5 protein-coding genes are annotated in these 25746 nt (G+C 65.7%); 4 read left to right on the forward strand and 1 reads right to left on the reverse strand.

Annotated elements, in window-relative coordinates; translation table 11 throughout:
- Positions 1–323: 323 nt before the first annotated feature.
- Together ACFQZZ_RS16510 and ACFQZZ_RS16515 are read left to right on the forward strand one after the other, a co-directional pair.
- Positions 324–1967, forward strand: a complete 1644-nt coding sequence (locus tag ACFQZZ_RS16510) for a GMC oxidoreductase (protein ID WP_378680779.1) — start codon at positions 324–326, stop codon at positions 1965–1967.
- 792 nt (positions 1968–2759) lie between these two features.
- The gene (locus ACFQZZ_RS16515; protein WP_378680782.1) at positions 2760–19955 is read left to right on the forward strand and encodes an amino acid adenylation domain-containing protein; all 17196 of its coding nucleotides are present in this window, start codon (positions 2760–2762) and stop codon (positions 19953–19955) included.
- A 109-nt stretch (positions 19956–20064) separates the two neighbouring features.
- Here ACFQZZ_RS16515 and ACFQZZ_RS16520 read toward each other — a convergent pair whose 3' ends face one another.
- On the reverse strand, positions 20065–21465 hold the full coding sequence (locus ACFQZZ_RS16520; RefSeq protein ID WP_378680784.1) for an MFS transporter: 1401 nt from the start codon (positions 21463–21465) through the stop codon (positions 20065–20067).
- A gap of 299 nt (positions 21466–21764) precedes the next feature.
- Between ACFQZZ_RS16520 and ACFQZZ_RS16525 the strand changes: the two genes are divergently transcribed.
- Both ACFQZZ_RS16525 and ACFQZZ_RS16530 read left to right on the forward strand, forming a co-directional pair.
- Positions 21765–24662, forward strand: a complete 2898-nt coding sequence (locus ACFQZZ_RS16525) for a UPF0182 family protein (RefSeq protein ID WP_378680787.1) — start codon at positions 21765–21767, stop codon at positions 24660–24662.
- A 25-nt stretch (positions 24663–24687) separates the two neighbouring features.
- Complete coding sequence (locus ACFQZZ_RS16530; RefSeq protein WP_378680790.1) at positions 24688–25608, forward strand: NAD-dependent epimerase/dehydratase family protein; 921 nt, start codon at positions 24688–24690, stop codon at positions 25606–25608.
- Positions 25609–25746: the final 138 nt, after the last annotated feature.

The following is a 25746-nucleotide window of genomic DNA, read 5'->3' on the forward strand; positions in this document are numbered from 1 at the left end:
GGACTCTCCCCATGGTAGAGCGCCGCTGCCGGCACGGATGGCTAATCCTCGGCTAGCCCTCGTAGGCGATGGTGGTGACTGGGGCTGGAAGGTGCCGCACGTAGTCGTTACGGTGGTGAAACGCAGCAATCCCGGCTTCATGGTTCTGCCGCGTAGGTAGGGTGGTCGAACGGACCTTGCCTGGATCAGCAAGCCTCGACGACACACACCGTAATGATCATCGCCATGCCCGACGACCCGCCCGCGCGTAACCGAGTTTCCGAATGCTCACCAAGAAGTTTGGGGATGTGATGGAGCGACGTTCAGTTCAGGTGAGGGGCACGATGGACAGGCGCGGTTTCGTCAAGGGCGTCGGCCTGGCCGCCACGATGCTGGGTCTTGCGGGCGGAAGCACGCTTGCGACGGCCACGTCTCCGGCGCGGGCCGAAGACTACAGCCTGAGCCCGAATGCGTTGATCTACCGCACACTGGTGCCGGAGATCTTCGCACCGCTGCCGGATCCGGCCGACCATGTGCCTGCGATCGTCATCGGATCGGGGTTCGGCGCGTCGATCGCCGCGCTGCGCCTGGCGCAGTCCGGGACCGAGGTCGCCGTGCTCGAGCGCGGGTCACGCTGGCCGAATGATCTGTGGCGCGACATCTTCGCCGTCGACACGATTCCGGATGGCCGCGGCTACTGGCATCGCACCACCTTTACCGGCGTGACCAGGGTTCCCGTGTCGCTCGATCCGTTCGGCGGGGTCCTCGACGTTTCCAGTTACCCGGGCATCAACGTGTGGCGCGGTGCTTGTGTGGGCGGCGGCTCGGTGGTGTTCACCGGGGTGATGATCGAGCCGGAGCAGCGGTTTTTCGACCATGTGTTCGGCGGTGTGGTCAACTACCGCGAGATGCATGATGTCTACTACCCCAGGGTCCGAGATACGTTGCGGCCGAGCCCGATGCCGGAGGACATCTATCACTCCGCCGCGTTCGCGCACGCGCGGGCCTGGGACGATCAGGTCCGCGCGGCCGGCTATATGCCGCAGCGCATCGACGGCATGTGGAATTGGAGCGTCATCCGCGACGAGATGGCCGGACGATCGAAGCCGTCGGCCACGGTCGGCTGTTCGAACCTCGGCAATTCCAACGGCGCGAAGTTCGATCTGAACCAGAACTACCTGCGCTATGCCGAGGACACCGGCCTTGCCCGGATCTACCCCGGCCACCGCGTGGACGCCATCGCCAAGGAACCGGGAGCGTCAGGTCGCTATACCGTCACCGTAACCAAACTCGCACCTACCGGCGAGGTGCTCCGCACCCGGACACTGACCTGCGACAAACTGTTTCTCGGTGCGGGCTCCATCGGCACCTCCGAACTGCTGGTGCGCGCACGGGATACCGGCGCACTGCCGAACCTGAATGAGCACATCGGCGAAGGCTGGGGCAGTAACGGTGATGTCGGCTTGGCGCGGCCGCTCGGCTCGCTCGACGTGGGCACGCAGGGCACGCCGTCCGCGAGCCGGATTCTGGACGAGGCGGGCGCACCTGTGTCGCTGGAGAACTGGTTCATCCCCGGCGCGACGCCTTTCGACATCGGCACTCTCGCATCGCTGGGCATGGTGCTCGACGACACCCGCGGCCGGTTCGTCTACAACCCGACCAATGGTCGGGTGGACCTGCACTGGCCGGACAACGGTGCTGCCGGCTACCTCGCGCGAGCGCAGGAAGTCAACGACAAGGCGGCCTGCCACTGCCTGTCCATCGCCCCACCAGTGTTGGGTGGGGACGCCTCATTCACCTCACATCCGTTGGGCGGCGCAGTGATCGGACGCGCGACAGACGGGTACGGTCGGGTGTTCGGTTATCGAGGCCTGTACGTGATGGACGGGGCGGCTGTGCCCGGCAGCACCGGAACAGTGAACCCCTCGTTGACGATCAGCGCGCTGGCTGAACGCAATATCGAACGGATCATTAGTTCTGGGGAGTAGAAGACCAAGGCAATCAAAAGGTTTCGGCTCGATATGACGTGATGACACCACAAGTACTCGAGCGGTGGAGCCTTGGACCGGCCGACCCGAGAGCGCCTGGCAGTAGTCGCACATATACCGATGGGGTCGTGTCGACCGTCGCAGCGAGGGCGGCAGGTAGCTGTTGTTGGACTATCGTCGGCGCAATCGAGGTATCCGAGCGCAGATCACGGCACGCCCCCGCTGAGGAGCGTGTGCTCGCATCATTATCGTCAAATACGGACAAATAAGACGCAAGATCACGTGAAGTGCACTCGACCAGTACCTATTATGTGTCCTGATAAAAGTGCGGAGCCAGGGAACTCGAAGTTCCAGCCATCTGATGTCGCCATAAATGCGCAGTTCAGGGCCACAATCGCTCTCGCTGCCGATGGCCGCGCCAGCGATCCCGACGGGCCGACGACCGATCGCGATCAAGCAGAGGCAATATGCAATTTGGCGTCGGAGTAATTGCATTGAGGTATCGAAGTCAGTGCATTGAGGTATCGAGCCGGGGCGGATGGTTCATGAGCCGAGCAGATCGCCATTCGGGCCCGATGTGCCTCAACGATCTCCCCGGAGAAGTCGCTGAGCATCGACTATCACTTTCGCAAATTCAGCCACTACTTCGCGGTTCGTATCGCGAGTCCGGGGTATACGCATACCAATCGGTCGGCTTATACTTGGCGCGGTCGGGTCTGGAGGCAAGGGATGACCGTTGCGCGACCGCAGTTTTCGCCCGATCGGGGATCGGGCGAAAATTCGGAGCCATACGTGTCGGTCACTCAGCCGGTACCGCTGTCTGCGGGGCAGCGGGGGCTGTGGCTGGCGCAACAGTTGAGCCCGGATGTGCCGATATGTGAGGCGCAGTATCTGGAGTTCCATGGGGATCTGGATCTCGAGATACTTCGTAAGGCGTCGATTCAAACGGGCAACGAATTCCAATCGGGGTATCTGCGGCTGGTAGAGATCGACGGTGAGCCGCATCAGGTGTTCGACCCGTCGCTGGCTTCGCCGGGACCGGTCATCGATATGCGTGGTGAACCGGACCCCATGGCGGCGGCCTTGCAGTGGATGCGCCGGGAGTACACCGCACCGTTGGATATGATCCGAGACCGGTTGGTCGCATGGGTGGTTGTGCAGGTCGGAGATCGGCATTTCCTGTGGTACCTCAGGATTCACCACGTCGCATTGGACGGCTACGCCGCGATGACGATAGTGAACCGGGTCGCGGCGCTGTACACAGCGGCGGTGGGAGGCCAGACAGCAGAGCCGAACCGGGCGGCGGACCTGCGCACCCTCTACGAGGCCGACCGCAGTTACCGGGAGTCGAAGCGGTTCACCAGCGACCAAGCATATTGGGTGGACAGACTCGCCCACGTAGACGACGTATCCAGCCTGGCCGCCGGATACGCACCCGCGCGCGCGGACAGTGTGGTCGCGACAGCCGAACTGCCCACCGTGACGGTAGGGCGGATTGATCATTCCGCGGAAGTGTTGGAAGCGACCCCCGCCGCGGTGGTGATCGCCGCATTCGGAAGTTATCTGGCCCGGATGACCGGCAAGGACGAGGTCGTGGTCAATATTCCCGTGTCGGGTCGCACAACCGCGGTGTTGCGGCGGTCCGGGGGAGTCTTCGTCAACGTTGTGCCGCTTCCGATCACGCTCGGCACGGGGGACACGGTCGCGACGCTGGTGCGGCGGGTGCAGTCCGACCTGGTAGGAGCGTTGCGGCACCAGCGGTGCGGCCTCATCGACATTCGCGCCGCCGCGGGGCACAACGGGCAGCGGCGTTTCGCGGGCCCGGTGGTGAATGTCATGTTCTTCCCCCAGGAGCTTCGGCTCGGGTCGATGACCGCGGAATTCCATATCCTCAGCTCCGGGCCGGTCGAAGATTTGCTGGTCGACCTGTATCAGACCGGAGACCCGCCGCAGACGATCCTCCACTTCTTGGCCAACCCCAACCTCTACACCGGCCCCGAACTGTCGGCGCACTACACCAGATTCGTGCAGTTCCTCGACGAGTTCGCCGCCGCCGCACCGGACACTGATCTCGGGCAGGTACACCCCGACAGCGCCCGCCACGGCGCCGGGATACGGCGCCGCCGTGAGAACCTGGCGTTCTGGCGAGCCACGCTCGCGGACCTTCCCATGGAGCTTCGTCTGCCGACTGACAGGCCACGGCCGGTGGTGGCGTCCAATCGGGGTGCCACCACCGACTACACCTTCGATGCCGACTTGATGCAGGCGTTGGAAAGGTTTGCACAGCAACACAGTTCGTCACTGTTCATGGTGATCCACAGCACGCTGGCAGTCCTGCTTGCCCGGTTGAGTGGTACGACCGACATTCCGATCGGAACGCCGATCGCCGGACGCGGCGAAGCCGAACTCGACGACGTGATCGGCATGTTCGTCAACACACTGGTATTGAGAACCGAAATCGATCTCGACGAATCATTCACCGACCTGCTCAGCCGAATCAGACAGGCCGACCTGGATGCCTTCGAACACGCCGACGTTCCCTTCGAACAACTAGTGGATCAACTCAATCCCCAACGGTCCCAATCCCGACACCCACTGTTCCAAGTGATGTTGGCATTCCAGAACCTGGAACAAATGAAGCTGGAGTTGCCCGGTCTCGACGTGTCGGTACTCGACCTCCCCAACGAGGTGTCTCGCTTCGATCTGCAGTTTGTGTTGTCGGACGACCATGACAGTGGCGAATTGGCGGTAGCGGTCACCTATGCCACGGATTTGTTCGATGCCGCGACGATCGATTCTCTGATGCATCGGTGGATTCGGATACTCGAGTCGGTGGCCACCGATCCGACGGTTCCGGTCGGGACGATCGAGGTACTCGAGCCTGCCGAGCGAGCTGATCTGTTGTCGCGCTCCGGTGCACCCACAGCGGCGCCCATCACGCTGGCCGACTTGCTGACCGCCGCGGTTGCGCAGAATCCCGAGGCCACGGCGATCGTTTTCGACGGGCAGCAGCTGAGCTACCGGGCATTGGACGAGCGTTCGAATCGCTTGGCCCGACTGCTGATCCAGCGTGGTATCGGCCCGGAGGATGTTGTCGCAATCGGTATTCCGCGCTCCCCCGATTCCGTACTCGCGGTGTGGGCAGTCGCCAAGTCGGGAGCCGCCTTCCTGCCGATCGACCCGACCCACCCCATCGAACGCATCACTCACATGCTGACCGATTCGAAAGCAGCCATCGGTCTGACCGTGACATCCGCGCGAACACAATTACCCGACAACATCGATTGGTTGACACCGGAGGACCTCGACGAGGCCGACCGCCCTGTCACCGACAGTGACCAGGTACGCCCGCTGCGTCCGGACAATCTCGACGAGGTCGAGAACCGCCCCGTCACCGACAGTGACCGAGTAGGCCCACTACGTGTCGACGACATCGCCTACGTCATCTACACCTCCGGATCGACCGGACTACCCAAAGGCGTCGCGGTCACCCACCGCGGACTCCGCAACTGCGCCACCGAGCACCAGAATGTCATGAGCATCGAATCCGATTCCCGCACTCTGCATTTGGCTTCGCCGAGCTTCGATGTATCAGTACTGGAATTACTGTTGGCGACGCCCGCGGGCGCGACCATGGTCATCGCACCCAACGACGTCTACGGCGGCGACGAACTCGCCGGACTACTCGATCACGAACACGTCAGCCACGTCCTCATCACACCTACCGCATTGTCCACCATCGACCACACCCGTTGGCCACTAACGGATTTGAGACATCTATTGATCGGTGGCGAGGGCTACGGCACGGAGTTGGTCGAGCGCTGGAGCGGCGGCCGTAGCGTGTACAACGAGTACGGGCCCACCGAAACCACCATTGCCGCGACGGTGACCTCCCCATTGGTGGCGGGCGAGTTGGTCACGATCGGTGGCCCGATTCGCGGGGTCTCGGAATGGGTGTTGGATCAGCGGCTGCAACCCGTACCAGTCGGTGTGGCGGGTGAACTCTATATCGCGGGCACACCGCTGGCCCGCGGATATCATCGCCGGGCGGGTCTGACAGCCGAGCGTTTCGTAGCGTGCCCCTGGATGCCCGGTGACCGCATGTACCGTACCGGCGACGTGGTCCGGTGGACACCCGACGGAGCGATCCAACATCTCGGCCGATCCGATTTCCAGGTCAAGATTCGTGGTCTACGCATCGAACTCGGCGAGATCGATGCGACGCTCGCCGCCCACGAGACAGTCGGTTTCGCCGTCACCATCGGCCACCACAACGAATCCGGAGCCGAGTCCCTGGTTTCGTATGTCGTTGCCGCACCCGATAACTCGATCGACACCAAGACCCTCACCGAGTACCTGACCCGCCGGTTGCCGTCCTATATGGTCCCGTCCTCGATCATGGTGCTGGACCGGATCCCGTTGACACCGGTGGGCAAACTGGACCGCAACGCACTACCGAATCCAATATTCACCGAGAACAAGGCATTCCGAGCACCCGAGACACCCATCGAACGCACGATCGCCGAATCCTTCGCCGATGTATTGAAAATCGACACGGTCGGTCTCGACGATTCGTTCTTCGCCCTCGGCGGCGACAGTGTGGTCGCGACTCGGGTTGCGGCGCGACTCGGGGCCGCGCTGGATACCGAGATACCGGTGCGGCTGTTGTTCGAAGCGCCCACGGTAGCGGCGCTCGCGACCCACATCGAGCAGCACTCCGGCACGGGGCGACAACACCCACCACTGATCGCCGGCCCGCGACCCGATCTCGTGCCATTGGCACCAGCCCAACAACGAATGTGGTTCTTCAACCAGTACGACACCAGTTCGGGCGCATACAATGTGCCGATCGCCATTCGGTTGCGTGGCGAGTTGAGCGTCGACGCCCTGCGATTGGCCATGATCGACGTGCTGCGCAGGCACGAGTCTTTGCGGACGCGGTACCCGGACCACGACGGAATGCTGATCCAGCTGATCGAACCCGCCGACGAGGTAGACCCCGAACTGGCCCTGGTATCGGTTCCGCCGAGCCAACTGGACGCAACGGTAGCCGAATTCGTCACTGAAGGCTTCGATGTCAGCACCCGAGCGCCGGTGCGTGCCCGATTGTTCCGCGCTGCCGGTAGCGACGAGCCCGAATACGTGTTGGCCGTCGTGGTGCACCACATCGCCGCGGACGGTTTCTCCATGACACCGCTGGCCCGCGACGTGACGACCGCGTACACCACACGAATCCGCGAAGAAGTCCCTTCGTGGACACCGCTGCCTGTCCAGTACGCGGACTACGCACTGTGGCAGCGAGCCACCCTCGGCTCGCCAGACGATCCGGAATCGCTTTGCGCCCAGCAGATCCGATACTGGACCGAAACTCTAGACGGAGTTGCCGAGGAACTTTGTCTGCCGACCGACAGGCTGCGGCCGGTGGTGGCGTCCAATCGAGGTGCCACCATCGACTACACGTTGGATGCCGAGTTGGTTCGGGCGCTGGAAAAGTTCGCGCGGCAACATAATTCGTCGTTGTTCATGGTGATCCACGGCGCGCTGGCGGTTCTGCTTGCCCGGTTGAGTGGTACGACCGATATTCCGATCGGCACACCGATCGCCGGGCGTGGTGCGGCCGAACTCGATGACGTGGTCGGCATGTTCGTCAACACTGTGGTGTTGCGGACCGAAATCGATCTCGATGAATCGTTCACCGATCTGCTCGATCGGGTCAGGCAGGTCGATCTGGATGCCTTCGGGCATGCCGATGTCCCGTTCGAGCAGCTGGTGGATCAACTCGCTCCGCAGCGGTCGCAGTCTCGGCATCCGTTGTTCCAGGTGATGTTGGCGTTCCAGAATCTGGAACAGGTGAAGCTCGAACTGCCCGGTCTCGACGTGTCGGTCGTCGACCTGCCCAACAAAGTGTCTCGTTTCGACCTGCAGGTCATGCTGTCGGACAACCACGACGGTGGCGAGATGGCAGTGGCGGTCACCTACGCCACGGATCTGTTCGACGCCGCGACGATCGATTCTCTCGTACACAGGTGGATCCGGGTACTGGAGTCGGTGGCCACCGATCCCACGGTCCCGGTCGGGATGATCGAGGTGCTCGAGCTCGCCGAACGTGCTGATCTGTTGTCGCGCTCCGGTGCGCCCGCAGCGGCGCCCGCCACACTGGCCGACCTGTTGACCGCAGCAGCCGCACGGGATCCCCACGCCACAGCGATCGTTTTCGAGGGGCAGCAGCTGAGCTATCGGGAGGTGGACGAGCGTTCGAATCGGTTGGCCCGGATACTGATTCAGCGAGGCGTCGGCCCGGAGGATGTTGTCGCGATCGGCATACCACGCTCCCTCGATTCCATACTCGCGGTATGGGCGGTCGCCAAATCGGGCGCTGCTTTTCTGCCGATCGACCCGACCAATCCCGCAGAACGCATCACCCACATGGTGACCGATTCCAAGGCGGCGATCGGTCTGACCGTGACATCCGCGCGAACGGAATTGCCCGACGACATCGACTGGTTGACACTGGAGGACCTCGACGAGGCCGAGAACCGCCCCGTCACCGATAGCGACCGGGTACGCCCGCTGCGTATCGACGACATCGCCTACGTCCTCTACACCTCCGGATCGACCGGACTACCCAAAGGCGTCGCGGTTACCCACCGCGGACTCCGCAACTGCGCCACCGTGCACCGGCATGCCATGAGGATCAAATCGGGTTCTCGTATTCTGCATCTGGCTTCACCGAGCTTCGATGTGTCGGTACTGGAATTACTGGACGCGGTGTATTGGGGCGCGACCATGGTCATCGCGCCCAGCGATGTCTACGGCGGCGACGAACTCGGCCAACTACTCGACCGCGAGCGCGTCAGTCAAGTCCTGATCACACCTTCGGCATTGTCCACCATCGACCACACCCGTTGGCCGCTACCGGATTTGAGAAACATACTGGTCGGCGGCGAGGACTGCGGCACCAAGTTGGTCGAGCGCTGGAGCGACGACGGCCGGAACGTGGTCAACGAATACGGGCCCACCGAGACAACGATCGCCGCGACGCTGACCTCCCCATTGACGGCAGACGAACCGGTCACCATCGGTAACCCGATTCGCGGTGCCTCCGCATGGGTGCTCGATCAACGACTACAACCTGTAACAGTCGGCGTGACAGGCGAACTGTATATCGCGGGCGCCTTGCTGGCTCGCGGGTACCACCGCCGGGCGGGCCTGACCGCCGACCGTTTCATAGCATGCCCATGGGCGCCCGGCGAACGCATGTACCGCACCGGAGACGTGGTCCGATGGACGGCCGACGGAGCGATCCAACATCTCGGCCGGTCGGATTTCCAGGTCAAGATTCGTGGTCTGCGCATCGAGCTCGGGGAGATCGATGCAACGCTCGCCGCCCATGAAACCGTCGATTTCGCCGCCACGATCGGTCACCGCAGCGATTCCGGGACCCAGTCACTGGTTTCGTATGTTGTTGCCGCGCCTGGTAACTCGATAGATACCACGATCCTGACCGAGTACCTCACCGGCAGGCTTCCGTCCTATATGGTCCCGTCCTCGATCATGGTGCTCGAGCACATTCCTTTGACCGCGGCGGGCAAGCTGGATCGCAAGGCGCTACCGGATCCGGTATTCGCCGACAACAAGGCGTTCCGCGCACCCGAGACACCCCTCGAACGTACGATCGCCGAATCGTTCGCCGGTGTATTGGGTACCGACACGGTCGGCCTCGACGATTCGTTCTTCGCCCTCGGCGGAGACAGCATCATGTCGATCCAGCTGGTCACTCGGGCCAGGGCGGCGGGTGTGGTGTTCTCCGCACGCGACGTGTTCGAGCGCAAAACGGTTGCCGGGCTGGCCGAGATCGCCGTCCGCGACAGCACCGCGGCAGCCGGACTTCCGAAGGAACTGCCTGGTGGGGGTGTCGGGCCGATACCGGTGACGCCGATCATGCGATCGCTGATCGAACGCGCGGAGTCAGGGTTCGACCGCTTCTCGCAGGCAGTGATGCTGGGCCTGCCTGCGGGGATCGATCAGCAGAGGCTGGCGGGCACGGTGCAGGCGGTACTCGATCAGCACGACATGCTGCGCGCGCGGCTGCGCCCGGGAGCCGATGGGAGCTGGACGTGGGAGGTGCTGCCGGTCGGGATGGTTCGAGCCGACGACGTCGTCAACCAGGTGGTGATGGAGGGAAAGCCGGGAAACGTCGAGTTCCGTGCGTCGGCGGCGGCAGAGTTGGACGCCGCCGCGGACCGGCTCGATCCGGGCGCCGGGATCGTGATGCAGGTGGTCTGGTTCGATCCGGTCGACGCGACGGAGCCGGGCAGAGTGCTGATGCTGGTGCATCATTCGGCGATCGACAGGGTTTCCTGGCGGGTGCTGGTGTCGGACCTCGCGGTCGCGTTGGCGCGGATCGAGTCCGGCGAGCCACCCGATCTGGCCCCGGTCGGGACATCGATGCGCAGGTGGGCGCACGGGCTGGTCGAGGCAGCCCGACGCCAGGAGCGGGCCGCCGAACTCGAATTGTGGCAAGCGATGGCCGTCTGGGACGATCCGGTGATCGGGTCCCGGCCCCTCGACCCCGCGATCGACGTGGCTGCCACCGCCCGCACGGTCGAGGTCGAAGTCTCCCCCGAGGTGACCGAGGCGCTGTTGACCGACGTGCCCGCGGCGTTCCACGGCAGTGTGGGCGACGGGCTGCTGGCCGCGCTGGCGGTAGCGGTGACGAAGTGGCGGCGCGAGCGTGAGACGGAGGCCTCCGGTAGCCCGCTCGCGGACGTGGCGATCGGTCTCGAAGGGCACGGCCGTGAGGAAGGCGCCGTCCCCGGTGCGGATCTGACCCGGACGGTCGGCTGGTTCTCGACGAGTTTTCCGATGCGCCTGGATCTGTCTGGCATTGATCTCGACGACGCGTGCGCTGGTGGACCGGCTATCGGGGCAGCGGTCAAGTCCGTCAAGGAACAGCTGCTCGCTGTCCCGGACCACGGAATCGGCTACGGCTTGTTGCGGTATCTCAACGAAGACACCGGACCGATACTCGCGACTCTGCCGACGCCGCAGATCGGGTTCAACTACGTCTCCACGAGGATTCCCGAAGGAATACAGTCGGTGGACGACGACCTCGCGGGTACCGAGCTCGCCGGTGCCCAGAATCCGGATATGCCGGTGTCGGCGGTGCTCGACATCAATGCCTCCACCCTCGACGATGAGGGCCGGCCGCGGTTGCGGGCGGTCTGGTCGTATCCCGCAGGGGTGCTCACCGTCGACGAGGTGCGCGAGGTGGCGGAATCGTGGTGCCGGGTATTGACCGCGTTGGCGACACATATCCGCCGTGCCGGGGCCGGGGGACGGACGCCGTCGGATCTGGCTCTGGTCAGGCTCGGGCAGTCCGAGATAGAGCGACTCGAAGACAGCTATCCGGCGTTGAGCGACGTCTGGCCATTGACTCCGTTGCAGGAGGGATTGCTGTTCCATGCGCTGGTGTCCGAAGAGTCGATGGACGCCTACTTGGTGCAGTTGGTTCTCGAGTTGCGTGGGCAGGTTGATCCGGAGCGGCTGCGCCGAGCCGGGCAGGTGCTGCTCGACCGGCATCCGAATCTGCGCACCGCATTCGTCACCGACACCGCCGCCGGACCGGTGCAGGTGGTCGATGAAAACGTCGAGGCTCCATGGTCGGAACTCGACCTGTCCGGGCTGGAAGACGATGCACGCAGTCGCGAGTGGGACCGACTGATGGCCGCAGACCGCGCGACCCGATTCGACCCGGCTCGTGCCCCGCTGCTCCGCTGGATGCTGGTCACCACGGGGCCGGAGCGCTACCGGCTGGTGCTGACCAATCATCACCTGCTGCTCGACGGCTGGTCGACGCCGCTGCTCCTGAAGGAGTTTCTGATCCTCTATGCCACCGACGGCGACCCCGCGATACTGCCTGGGATACGTCCCTACCGGGACTTCCTGGCGTGGATCGTCGGGCGGGACCCGGCTGCGGCGCTCGACGCCTGGGCCCGCGCGTTCGACGGCGCCGACGGGCCGACCCTGGTGGCTCCGGCCGATCCCGGCCGCCCATACACCGAATCACGTGAGGTGCTCGGCGAACTGACCGAGGAACAGACCGCGTCGCTGACCGATCTCGCGCGGGCCCGTGGCATCACCCCCAACACCGTGATCCAGATGGCATGGGCGATCGTGTTGGGCGCGTTGACATCCCGGGACGATGTGACGTTCGGCGCCACAGTGTCCGGACGGCCACCGCAGATCACAGGTATCGAATCGATGATCGGGCTGTTCATCAACACACTGCCGGTGCGCGTCCGTCTCGACCCCGCCCAGAGCTTGGGGCAGTTGCTCGACCGGATCCAGGCGGAGCAGGCCGCGCTGCTCGATCACCACTACGTGGGTCTCACCGACATCGAGCGGGTGGCCGGGCCGGGGGCGGTATTCGACACGATCACGGTGTTCGAGTCCTTTCCGATCGATCGTGGTGGGCTGACCGCGGACACCGATATAGCCGGCATGCGGCTGCTCGACGTGACCGGCACCGACGGCGCGCATTATCCGCTGGGAGTGATTGCGCGTGTCGACACGCGACTGCGCCTCGCAATCAAGTACCTGCCCGAACTCTTCGACCAGGACACGATGGATGCGACCCTGCAGCGGGTCCTGCGCGTGATCGGCGTCGCCGTCGCCGACCCGGATCTGCCGCTGGCCCGGCTGGATCTGCTCGCCCCGGCGGAACACCGGGAGTTGACGCCGGTGTCGGGTGATCCGGCTGTGCCGGAGCAGGTGTTGCCGGAATTGTTGGCGGCAGCGGTGGAGCGGGATCCGGGGGCGGTCGCGGTGGTGTGCGGGGATCGGTGGTGGACGTACGGCGAGCTGGATGCGGAGTCGAATCGGTTGGCACGCTTGTTGATCGGTCGGGGTGTGGGTCCGGAGGCGAGTGTCGCGGTGGGATTGCCGCGGTCGGTCGAAGCGGTACTGGCGGTATGGGCGGTGGCCAAGTCGGGGGCAGCGTTCGTACCGGTGGATCCGCAGTACCCGGCCAGCCGGGTCGAGCACATGCTCACCGATTCGGGTGTGGCGGTGGGAATCACCCTGTCGGAGTGGCGTGATCGGCTGCCCGGGCCGGTGCAGTGGCTAGTTCTCGACGAGCCGGCGTTCGAAGCGGAGGCCGCGGGTTTGCCTGCGCTGCCGGTGACCGATGTGGAGCGAATATCGCCGGTACGGGTCGACAATGCGGCGTACATGATCTACACGTCCGGCTCGACAGGTGTGCCGAAGGGTGTGGTGGTGTCGCATCGAGGTTTGGCGAATCTGGTGGCCGAACAATGTTCGCGGTTCGACATCGGGCCGAGTGCGCGGGTGCTGCATTTCGCGTCTCCCAGTTTCGATGCGGCGGTCCTGGAACACCTATGGGCGTTCGGGGCGGGTGGGCGACTCGTGATTGCGCCACCGACCGTCTACGGCGGGGGCGAGCTGGCGCAGATCCTGTTGCGCGAGAAGGTGACCCACGCCGCGCTGACGCCCTCGGCCTTGGGGACGGTCGATCCGGACGGGCTAGAGAACCTCGGGACCGTCGTGGTCGGCGGCGAGGCGCCCTCACCCAAACTGGTGTCGCGGTGGGCACCGGGCCGGAGATTCTTCAACACCTACGGTCCGGCGGAGGCCACGATTCTGACCGATGCCGGTCCGCCGCTGGTGGCGGGTGCGGCGGTGACGATCGGCGGACCGATCCGCGGGGTCGGGCAGGTCGTGCTCGACGCGTGGTTGCGGCCGGTGCCGGTCGGGGTCATCGGGGAGTTGTATCTGGCGGGCCCGAGTCTGGCTCGTGGTTACCGCACCGGGATGGGTTTGACGGCGTCGCGGTTCGTCGCCGATCCGTTCGCGGGCCCGGGGCAGCGCATGTATCGGACCGGTGACCTGGTGCGGTGGCTGCGGCTACCGGATGGGGGTCTGGCGCTCGATTATGTGGGCCGGTCGGATTTCCAGGTCAAGGTTCGTGGTTTCCGCGTCGAGCTCGGCGAAGTCGAATCGGCTCTGGTGGCCTGCCCGGGCGTGGCCGGTGCGGTGGCGACTCTGCACCGGGACCCCGCCATCGGCGACCGGTTGATCGGGTACGTGGAGACCGAGTCCGGCGCCGACCTCGATGCCGCGGCGGTCCTCGCGTTCGCCGGGGAGCGGTTGGCCTCGCACATGGTGCCCGCGACCGTGATGGTGCTCGACGCGCTGCCGGTGACGGCGAACGGCAAGCTCGACCGCGCCGCGCTGCCCGAGCCGGACTTCACCACGGGCCGAGCCGAATTCCGGGCACCGGCCACCGAAGTGGAGACGACGCTGGCGGCACTGTTCGCCGAGGTATTGGGTATCGACACGGTCGGCCGCGACGATTCGTTCTTCGCCCTCGGCGGAGACAGCATCATGTCGATCCAGTTGGTGACTCGGGCCAGAGCGGCGGGTGTGGTGTTCTCCGCACGCGAGGTGTTCGAGCGTAAAACGGTCGCCGGGCTGGCCGAGATCGCCGTTATCGACGACAGCGCCGCGGCGACCTCCCTTCCGGCGGAACTGCCCGGCGGAGGTGTGGGGCCGATACCGGTGACGCCGATCATGTGCTGGATGTTCGAGCGCGGCGGCTTCGACCGTTTCTGCCAGTGGGTGCTGCTTACTCTGCCGACCGGCATCGACGCCACCGGAATCGGTGCCACCGTCCAGGCGGTGATCGATCACCACGACATGCTGCGGGCTCGACTACACCGGGAACCCGCCCACACGTCGGGCTGGGCGCTGCGGGTGCAGCCGACCGCGATGCCCGCCGCCGGACTGATCCGGCGCGTGCCGGTGGATGCGGCACCGGACAGCAGCGCGTTCGCCGCGCTCGCCGACGCTGAGGCGAACGCGGCGGCCGAGCGCCTCGACCCCGCGGCTGGGGTCATGCTGCAGCTGGTCTGGTTCGACTGGGCCGGACAGCCGGGACGGCTGCTCGTCGTCGCACACCACCTGATAATCGACGGCGTGTCTTGGCGGATCCTCGTTCCCGATTTCGCCGCGGCGTGGGCCGCGCTGAGTGTCGGGCAACGGCCGCGGCTCGCGCCTGTCGGCACCTCGATGCGACGCTGGGCGCATGCTCTGAACACCGCCGCCGGGAGTCTCGATGAACTCGACTGGTGGCAGTCCACGCTCGGCGCTGCCGATCCGCCGATCGGTGCCCGCCCGATCGACCCGGTCGTGGACGTGCAAGCTACGGTCGCCACTGTCGAGGTGGCGCTGCCTACCGCGGTGACCCGCGCCGTACTCACTACCCTGCCCCGAGCGTTCCACGGCAACGTGGACGACGCCCTCGTCGCTGGGCTCGCGCTGGCGCTGACTCGATGGCAGTGCCGCCACGGCAACACCGTCACCGAGGCGCTGCTCACCCTCGAAAGCCACGGCCGCCACGACACGGTGCTGCCCGGTGCCGACCTCACCCGTACCGTCGGATGGTTCACCACCACCTACCCGGTGCGGCTCGACCTGTCCGATATCGATATCGACGACGCGTTCGCCGCCGGGGCCGCCGCCGCGACGGTCATCAAGTCGGTCAAGGAGCAACTCCGACAGGTCCCCAACCACGGGATCGGCTATGGGCTGCTGCGTTACCTCAACGCCGATAGCGCCCGCATCCTGCGTGCGCTGCCCACCCCTCCGGTGAGCTTCAACTATCTCGGTCGGTTCGACACCACTCCCGCAGGTTTGCGCGATGTCGGGTGGATGCCCGCCGGCGGCGACACCGATGGCGGCAGCGTCCAAAATCCCGACGCACCCGTCGCAGCCGTGCTGGGCGTCAACGCGGTCACCATCGACACGTCGGACGGGCCTACTCTTACCGCCTCCTGGGAATATCCGACCGGCCTGCTCACCACCGCGGAGGTCACCGACCTCGCGGGACTGTGGCGCGACGCGGTGACCGCTCTGGCCACCCACGCGTCCCGGCCCGGTGTCGGCGGGCTGACCCCCTCCGACGTCGACCTCGTCGACCTCGACCAAGCCGCGATCGACCGGCTCGAGACCGGACGCTCGACGCTCGACGACATATGGCCGCTCACGCCGCTACAGACGGGGTTGCTCTTCCACGCCCAACTCGCCGACGGCACCCTCGACGCCTACATGGTGCAGCTCTGTTTGGAACTCGGCGGGCGCGTCGACGCGAACCGGCTGCGCCGCGCCGCGCAGACTCTCATCGACCGGCACCCGAACCTGCGGACCGCGTTCGTGCGCGATGGCGTCGGCGAAGCGGTCCAGGTGGTGCACCAGCACGTCGACGTGCCGTTCACCGAGATCGACTTGGCCGCGCGCGACGACACCGAGGCTGCGCTCGAACAGCTCATGGACACCGACCGCCGCGCAAACTTCGACGTGACCGCGGCGCCACTGCTGCGACTCGCACTGATCAACACCGCACCCCAGCGGTACCGGCTGCTGTTGAGCATGCATCACATCCTGATAGACGGCTGGTCCACGCCACTGCTGATCCGGGAACTGCTGACCCTCTATGCCAGCGACGGCGACTCCACGGTGCTGGCCCCGGTGCGTCCCTACCGCGACTACCTGACGTGGCTGAACACGCAGGACCAGGACGCGGCGGAAACCGCGTGGGCGCGGACACTCGAGGGCATAGCCGAGCCGACACTGCTGGCGCCCGCGGACCGCGGCCGCCGGCAAACCAGCGCCGCGCGCGAAGTCGGGGTGCAACTGAGCCAACAGCGCACCGCTGCCCTGGTCACGGTGGCCCACCAGCAAGAGGCCACCCTCAACACCCTCATCGAAGCCGCCTGGGCGATCGTGCTCGCCACCACGACCGCCCGCGAGGACGTGGTCTTCGGCACCACCGTATCCGGGCGCCCCCCGCAGATCCCCGGAATCGAATCGATGATCGGGCTGTTCGTCAACACCGTGCCCGTCCGGATCCGGCTCGATCACCACGAGACCCTGGCCCAGCTACTACGGCGAATCCAAACCGAACAAGCCGCGCTGCTCGACCATCACCACCTCGGGCTCGCCCAGATCCAACGCGTGGCCGGTCCCGGCGCGATGTTCGACACCGTGACCGTCCTCGAGTCCTATCCGGTCGACCGGGCCGGGCTGTCCGAGGACACCGACATCGCGGGAATGCATGTCCTCGACGTGCATGGAAGCGACGCTGCGCACTATCCGCTCGGCCTGGTCGTCCACCAGGACACCCGAGTGCGCCTGACCTTCAAATACCTGCCAGAACTGTTCACACAACACCAGATCGACGCCATCGCCGCCCGAATGCTGCGCGTGCTCGACACCATCGCCGAACACATCGACCTCCCGCTGACCCAGCTGCAGCTGCTATCGCCGGCCGAGCAAGCCACGCTGGTACCCGTTCGCGGTCGGCCCGGTGCCGCCATGTCGGTGTTGCCACAGGTGTTGACGGCCGCCATGACACCGGACACGGAAGCGGTGGTCTGCGACGGCGTAAGGCTGTCCTACCGCGAGCTCGATGAGACCTCGAACCGGTGGGCGCGGGTACTGATCGAGACAGGAATAGGACCGGAATCGTTGGTAGCCATAGCGTTACCGCGCTCCATCGACGCCGTGATCGCCGTGTGGGCGGTCGCCAAATCCGGCGGCGCTTTCGTCCAGATCGACCCCACCCATCCCCAAGACCGGATCACAAGCATTCTCACCGATTCCGGTGCCGCCGTCGGGCTGACACTCGGAACCCACCGAGACCAGCTACCGGGCACCACCAGATGGCTCGCCCTCGACGACCCATCCTTCGCCGCGACGACAACGTCGGCGTCCCCGACCGCGATCACCGACCTGGACCGCACGACCACGCTACGGCCACAGCACCCGGCCTACCTGATCTATACGTCGGGCTCCACCGGGATTCCCAAAGGTGTGGTGGTCACCCACAGCGGGGTAGCGGACCTGGCCGCCGAAACACGGGAACGGTTCGGCCTCACCCCGACCTCTCGAGTGCTGGCCGCCGCCTCCCCGACCTTCGACGTCTCGATCCTCGAATGGCTCAGCGCCGCAGCCGCCGGCGCCACGCTGGTCCTCGCCCCCGCACCAGTAGTCGCCGGCACCGAACTAGCCGAGTCGATCAAAGCCGAACATGTCACCCATGCCGCCTTCACCCCAACAGTGCTCGCATCGCTGCCCCCCGACGAACTCGACACCCTCGGCACCGTGATCCTCGGCGGCGAGACATGCCCACCAGACCTGGCAAAACAATGGACACCGGGCCGCACGGTGATCAACTCCTACGGGGCTACCGAAACCACAATCATGAGCTGCGCCGACGCTCCCTTGACCACAACTACAGACAGCCCGATGACAATCGGCGGCCCGACCCGCGGATTCACCGCCGTCGTGCTCGACCGCAGACTGCGCCCCGTCCCACCAGGAGTTGTCGGCGAACTGTACGTGTCGGGACCAGGCCTCGCACGCGGCTACCACAAGCAGCCCACAACCACGGCGTCCCGATTCGTCCCCGACCCGTACGGGCCAACCGGGACACGGATGTACCGCACCGGCGACCTGGTCACCTGGACCACCGACCGAACTCTGCTTTACAAGGGCCGCAGCGACCTACAGCTCAAAATCCACGGCCACCGCATCGAACGCGGCGACATCGAAGCCGCGCTACGCAGCCACCCCGACATCACCTACGCCGCCGTCACAGTCCACACCCGACGCAACGGCACCAACCAACTCACCGGCTACGTCGTACCCACCCCCAACACCACACCCGACACCAACGCACTGACCACCTATCTCGCAACCCGACTACCCACCCACATGATCCCCACCACCATCCTCACCCTCGACCGAATCCCCCTTACCCCCACCGGCAAACTCGACTACACAGCCCTACCCGCACCCGCCCTGCGACACTCCCGGTTCCGTTCGCCGTCCACCCCACTCGAGGCCACCGTCTGCGACGCCTTCACCCAGACTCTCGACATCGAACGAGTCGGCGTCGACGATGGCTTCTTCACCCTCGGCGGCAACTCGCTGGCCGCCACCCAACTGGTGGCGCGGCTGGAGAAGTCGACCGGTGCCAACGTGCCGGTTCAGTGGGTCTTCACCGACCCCACACCGCAATCGCTTGCCCGCCGCATCGACACCCGCCTCCGCGGCCTCGACGAACAGGATCCCGGCGACGCACTCGCGGTCCTGCTCCCGCTGCGTGCCGCCGGCACCAGCCCACCACTGTTCTGCGTCCACCCGGCCATCGGATTGGCCTGGGGTTTCAGCGGACTCGTGCAGCACCTCGACCCCGACCGTCCGGTCCAAGGCCTGCAATCACCGACGCTGACCGACCCCACCGCACGGTTCGACACGCTCGACCAACTCGCCGCCCGCTACGTGCGGGAGATCCGGTCCGTCCAGCCGCACGGCCCGTACCACTTGCTCGGCTACTCGCTCGGCGGCACCATCGCCCACGCGATCGCCGTCCAGCTCCGCCGCGACGGCAACCCCGTCGCGACCCTGGCCATGATGGACACCCGCGTCATCACCGACCGCAGCATCCACACTCCCACACCCACCATCGTGGACCTGCTTACCGAGTTCGGCGGCCTCGCCGCTTCCCAGCTCCCCGCCGACCTCACCATCGAAGCCGCAGCCGAGTTGCTGCACCGGCAAGGTGGACTCTTTACCGCTCTGACCCCCGAGCATCTCGTGATCCTGCACCGCGACTACACCCGGCTCGTCGACCTCACCCGCAACCACCAGCCGACACCCTTCGATGGTGACCTGATCTACTTCAGCTCCGCCACGGACGACCCAGACGACGGCGCCTCGCCGGCTCTCGCATGGAACGACCACATCACCGGCCGCATCACCGAACACCGTATTCCCGCCCGGCACGAACGGATGACCGACCCGGACGCACTCCGCGCAATCGGACTTGTCCTCGCCGAGCACTTCCGGTCCACCGACACTCCCGCGCCGAAGGCCCTCACCCCAGCACGGACAAGCCGATCGTGAACACCTGGTGCGGCCACTGTTCATCTGGCCGTGAATCGAACAGGATGGCCTGCGGGTAGGTGGTAAGGACGTGCCCAGGCCCACAACGCAGTTCGCCGCCGCACTCACATCATCCGACCATGGCAGGTTGCCCCGCTGCCCGAGTCGGCCAGCGCCGGTGCTCGGCGTCGATGACGAACTCGTGGGTGTGCTGGTAGAGGCGCTCGGCCACGCGGACGGCGTCGGCCAGCCGAGCCGGGTCGATGGTGCCCACCTCGTGTAGGTGCGTCAGCTCCGCGGGGTCGTGGCGGGGCCAAGTCCGCAGCGCCACAGTGATTCCCGCACCGGCGATCACGGCCAGTGTCACCCAGGTGGTGGTGAAACCGGCAGCGGTGGTCAGCCACCCGGCGATCGGGTAGGTGATCAGCCAAGCCAGGTGCGACAGCGAGAACTGTGCGGCGAAGAGTGCGGGCCGGTCGGCGGGCTGCGACGAGCGCCGCAGTACCTGACCGGTCGGGGTGAGCACCGCTGCGGTGCCCGCGCCGACCACGGCCCACACCGCGACCGCGGCACCCCAGCGCCATTCGCCCGCATCGGCGATCGACAGGGCCACAGCAGACCCGAGTCCGACGACCAGGGTGGCCGCACCGGCTACCATCACCGGCCGTGCGCCGAGACGGTCGATCACCCGTGGCAGCGACAGCGCGATGATCAGTGTGCCGAACCCGTTGGCGGCCAATAGCATCGCCACCCCGGACTGGGTGCCGCCGAGCGTGTCACGTACGTAGTTGACGGTGTTGACCATGATCACCGAGCCTGCGGCCGCGACCACCAGGTTCAGGCCGAGCAGTCCGCGCAGCCGCGGCGTGGCGGCGAAGATCCGCATGCCCACCGCGATCCGGTCGCGGAACGTGCCCTCGGTGATGGCGCCGACGTCCGGGATACGGGTTGTGATCACCAGTACGGCCGAGATCGCGAATCCGACCGCGGTACCGACGAACAACCAGTGGAAGCTGATCACGCTCAGCGCGGCCGCGGCCAGCATCGGGCTCAACAGTGTCTCCATTGTCGCGGCCAGCTGCGCGGCCGACAGCGCCCTGGTGTAATCGCGCTCGTCGGGCAGGATGTCGGGGATCACCGCCTGGTAGGTGGGGGTGAACGCGGCCGAGGCGGTCTGCAGCACCGCGATCAGCACATAGATCTGCCAGATCTGGTCGATGAACGGCAGCGCCAGCACCACCCCGGCCCGAATCGTGTTGAGCCCGACCAGGAACAGCCTGCGCGGGAACCGGTGGGCGTAGGCGGCCACGATCGGCGCGACCGTGACATAGACCATCATCTTGATCGTCAGCGCGGTGCCCAGCACGGCGGCCGCGTCGGCGCCGGCGAGTTCGTAGGCGAGCAGTCCCAGTGCGACGGTGGTCAATCCGGTGCCGAACAGGGCCGAAACCTGGGCAGTGAACAGCCGCAAATAGTCGCGGTGGGTGAACAATGAGGTGATCGTCGGGGCTGCCACGGGCATTTTTCGCATCGGAGACACTTCCTTCGAAGCCATGAGGGGGTGGGGCGCGGATCGATGGACATGGGCAGTCGCACATGGCGTCTCCTCGAATCGGTGTTGTGGGCCTCAGTGCCGATGGACAGGTGTGGCGGACAACCAAAAATTTATACCCCCCCGGGGTATATCGCAAGTGTGAGATGTGTGAGGCGCAGCACGTCCCCCGCCATCATCGGGCAATCCGCCTTCGTCACACCCCGGTAGAATCAGGTCACACAGCCATGTGTCGGCTGTACACCGTTCGGCTCGGCGCAGCCACGGGAGAGTGGGAGATGAGAGCACGCGACGGCCCTGGTCTGCGGCGGTTGTCTCGCCGCACTCGGGTGCTGCTGATCGCCGCCGCGGTGTTCGTTGTGTCGTTGCTGATCATTCCGCGTCTGATAAGCGCCTATGTCAGTTGGCTGTGGTTCGGCGAAGTCGGATTCCGTGGCGTCTGGCTGACCGTGCTGTTGACACGTCTGTCGCTGTTCATCGTGCTGACAGCACTAATCGGCGGCGTCCTTTTCGCGGCGATGTGGCTCGCGTTCCGGTTCCGCCCGCCCTTCTTCCCTGGCTCAGGAGAGGAAGACGTCCTCCGGCCGTATCGCGACATGGTGATTCGGTGGCCGTTGTGGTTCGGGTTGGGTGTGGCCGCCGCACTGGGACTCATCTGCGGCCTCATCGGGCGGTCGAGTTGGGTGACGGTTCAGTTGTTCATCCACGGTGGGTCCTTCGGTGTGTCGGATCCCGAGTTCGGACACGACGTCGGGTTCTTCGTCTTCGATCTGCCCTTCTATCGACTTGTTGTGAACTGGCTGTTCGCCGCCACCGTCCTGGCGTTTCTGGCCAACCTCGCGACGCACTACCTGCTCGGGGGGCTGCGACTGTCCGGAAAAGCGACCGGTCTGACCCGCGCGGCCCGGGTCCAGCTCGCGGTACTTGCCGGGACATTCATCGTCTTGAAGGCAGCCGCCTACTGGCTCGACCGGTATTCGCTGCTGTCGAGCCACAGCAAAGAACCCACCTTCGCCGGTGCCGGCTACACCGACATCAACGCAGTGCTTCCCGCCCGCCTCATTCTCTTCGCGATTGCCGTCATCTGCGCTGCGGCGGTCTTCGCCGCCATCGTGGTCCGGGATCTGCGAATCCCGGCGATGGCCGCCGCGCTTCTACTGTTGTCGTCGATCCTGGTTGGCGCGGTCTGGCCGTTGGCCGTCGAGCAGCTCTCGGTCCGTCCGAACGCCGCCGACATGGAACGCGCGTACATCGAACGCAACATCGCAGCTACCCGGCAGGCCTACGGGATCGGTAGCGACCGGGTCGAGTACCACGCCTACCCCGGGGTCGGCACCAAGCCGCCGCCCGACGTCGCGGCGGACGTGACCACGATCGCCAACGCCCGCCTGCTCGACCCGAACGTGCTCTCGCGAACCTTCACTCAGCAGCAACAGCTGAAGAACTTCTACAGCTTCCCGGCGAATCTGGACCTGGATCGCTACCGCGTCGACGGGCAACCGCGTGACTACGTGGTTGCAGCCCGCGAGCTGACCCCGAGCGCGCTGAGCGGCAACCAGCGTCACTGGGTCAATCGGCACACCGTCTACACCCACGGGAACGGGTTCGTCGCCGCACCGGCCAACCGCGTCAACGCCGCGGTCCGGGAAGCTGCCGGCGATGCCGCCAGCAGCAACAGCGGATACCCGATCTACACGGTCAGCGATATCGCCTCCCAAGCATCCGGGCACCAGGTGATCCCGGTGCGTCAGCCGCGCATCTACTACGGCGAAGTGATCGCCCAGGCTCGCCCGGACTATGCCATCGTCGGCGGCGGCACCGAACCCCGCGAGTACGACACCGACACCACCAAATACACCTACACCGGCGCCGGTGGCGTCCCGATCGGGAACTGGCTCAACCGCCTGACGTTCGCCGTCAACTACGCCGAACGCAATATCATCTTCTCCAAGGCAATCGGTCCTGAATCGAAGATCATCTTCCATCGGGATCCGCGTGAGCGTGTCGAACTCGTCGCGCCGTGGTTGACGACCGACAACAACCCCTACCCAGCGGTCGTGGATGGCCGGATCCTCTGGATCGTCGACGCGTACACCACCATCGACGGCTACCCCTACGCCAAGCGCAGCTCGCTCGAAGCCCTCGAGCCGGACAGCGACACCCGAGTGCGGCCGCCCAAAGAGGTCTCGTACATGCGGAACTCGATCAAGGCCACCGTGGACGCGTATGACGGTACGGTCACTCTCTACCAAGTCGACCGACAGGACCCGGTGTTGGCGACGTGGATGAACGTCTTTCCCGGCACGGTCGAACCGGAGGAGTCGATCACTGCTGAGCTGCGAGCCCACTTCCGGTACCCGGAGGATCTGTTCGCGATCCAACGCGAGATGCTTGCCAAATATCATGTGGACGAACCGCGAGAGTTCTTCACCACCAACGCTTTCTGGTCGGTGCCCAGCGATCCGACGGTTGACACCAACCCGCACCAGCCCCCGTTCTACGTCCTGCTCGGCGATGCGGACAATGCCCAGCCATCGTTCCGGCTGGCCAGCGCGATGGTTGGGTTCAACCGGGAGTTCCTCTCCGCCTACGTCTCTGCCCACTCCGATCCCGAGAACTACGGCAAGATCAGCATTTTGCAGCTGCCGACCGACACCCTCACCCAGGGTCCGCAGCAGATCCAGAACTCGATGATCTCCGACACCCGGGTGGCATCCGAGCGAACCCTGCTCGAGCGTTCGAACCGAATCCAGTACGGCAACTTGCTCACCTTGCCGATCGCCGACGGTGGCGTGCTCTACATCGAACCGCTCTTCACCGAGCGAATCTCTACAACACCGAACGGGTCGACCTTCCCGCAGCTGGCCCGGGTGCTCGTCAGCTACCGCGAACCCGGCACCGGCGGCGTCCGCGTTGGCTACGCCCCGACTCTCGCCGAGGCGCTCGATCAAGTGTTCGGTGCCGGTACCGGCAGACTCGCCACCGCACCCGGAGGCGGCCCCGCGGCACCACCGCCACCAGACCAGCATCCGGTCCCACCACCACTACCGGCGGAATCCCCGCCGACCGTGGATCAGGCGAAGATCGCCGAACTCAACGCGCAGATCGACGCCATCCGCGCGGCCCTCGAGCGTCTTCAACAACAGCTGAAAGACCTCGAGCGTCCCGGTCGGTGACGCTCCCGTCAGGAAGGTGATGGTCATGCGAGTGTTCGTGGCAGGCGGGACCGGGGTCATGGGGCGGCGGCTGGTGCCGGGGCTTGTGGCCCGTGGCCACCACGTGACGGCTACGACGACAGGCCCGGGCAAGCTGGGTTTGCTGGAGCGGCTGGGCGCTGACGCGGTCGTGATGGACGGGCTGGATGCGGTGTCGGTCGGTGCGGCGGTGGCCGCCGCCCGGCCGGACGCGATCGTGCACCAGATGACCGCCATCGGCGGCAAGCCCGATATCAAGCACATGGATCGGTGGTTCGCCACCACCAATCGGCTGCGCACCGAGGGGACCGATCACCTGCTGGCCGCGGCCGAGGCAACCGACGTATCCAATTTCGTCGCGCAGAGTTACGCCGGTTGGAACGGCATCCGCAAGGGCGGATGGGTGAAGACCGAGGACGACCCGCTGGACATGCACCCGGGAACGTCGGCGCACGCGGTGATGGGGGCGATCTGGCACGTCGAGGATGTGGTCGTCAAGGCTGGCGGCGCGGCCCTGCGATACGGCGCGCTCTACGGGCCGGGCGCCATCGACGGTCAGATCGAGCTCGTGCGCAAGCGGCAGTTCCCGCTCGTCGGAGGCGGCACCGGCTACATCTCTTGGGTGCATCTCGACGACGCGGCGAGCGCTACCGTGCTGGCCGTGGAGCAGCAGGCGAAGGGCGTGTTCAACATCGTCGACGACGAGCCGGCCCCGGCCAGCGAGTGGCTGCCCTATCTGGCTGCGTGCGCGGGCGCAAAGCCACCGCTGCGGGTCCCCAAGTGGTTGGCCCGGATGCTTGCCGGGGACGTGGCGGTGGCGATGATGACCGAGGGGCGCGGCTTCTCCAACGCCAAGGCCAAGCGGGAGCTCGGCTGGGAGCTGCGCTACCCCTCATGGCGCCAGGGCTTCAAGGAAGCGCTGGCGTGACCCGGGTCCGAGGAGTTCGAGGGACGGGCGTAGACGATTTCGGCAAGGATGCTGTGCGGCAACGGTATTCACTGCGGGAGAGATGCCTGCTCCGTTTTGCTGGTTGCCCGGCCCAGAGCTTGGTCGCGCGATAGCCTG

The sequence above is a fragment of the Nocardia sp. GCM10030253 genome (assembly GCF_042675075.1).
GTDB lineage: Bacteria > Actinomycetota > Actinomycetes > Mycobacteriales > Mycobacteriaceae > Nocardia.

Coding starts and splice junctions, on each gene's coding strand:
- ACFQZZ_RS16510 (WP_378680779.1), top strand. CDS start 324: ATGGACAGGCGCGGTTTCGTCAAGGGCGTCGGCCTGGCCGCCACGATG.
- ACFQZZ_RS16530 (WP_378680790.1), top strand. CDS start 24,688: ATGCGAGTGTTCGTGGCAGGCGGGACCGGGGTCATGGGGCGGCGGCTG.
- ACFQZZ_RS16525 (WP_378680787.1), top strand. CDS start 21,765: ATGAGAGCACGCGACGGCCCTGGTCTGCGGCGGTTGTCTCGCCGCACT.
- ACFQZZ_RS16520 (WP_378680784.1), bottom strand. CDS start 21,465: ATGCGAAAAATGCCCGTGGCAGCCCCGACGATCACCTCATTGTTCACC.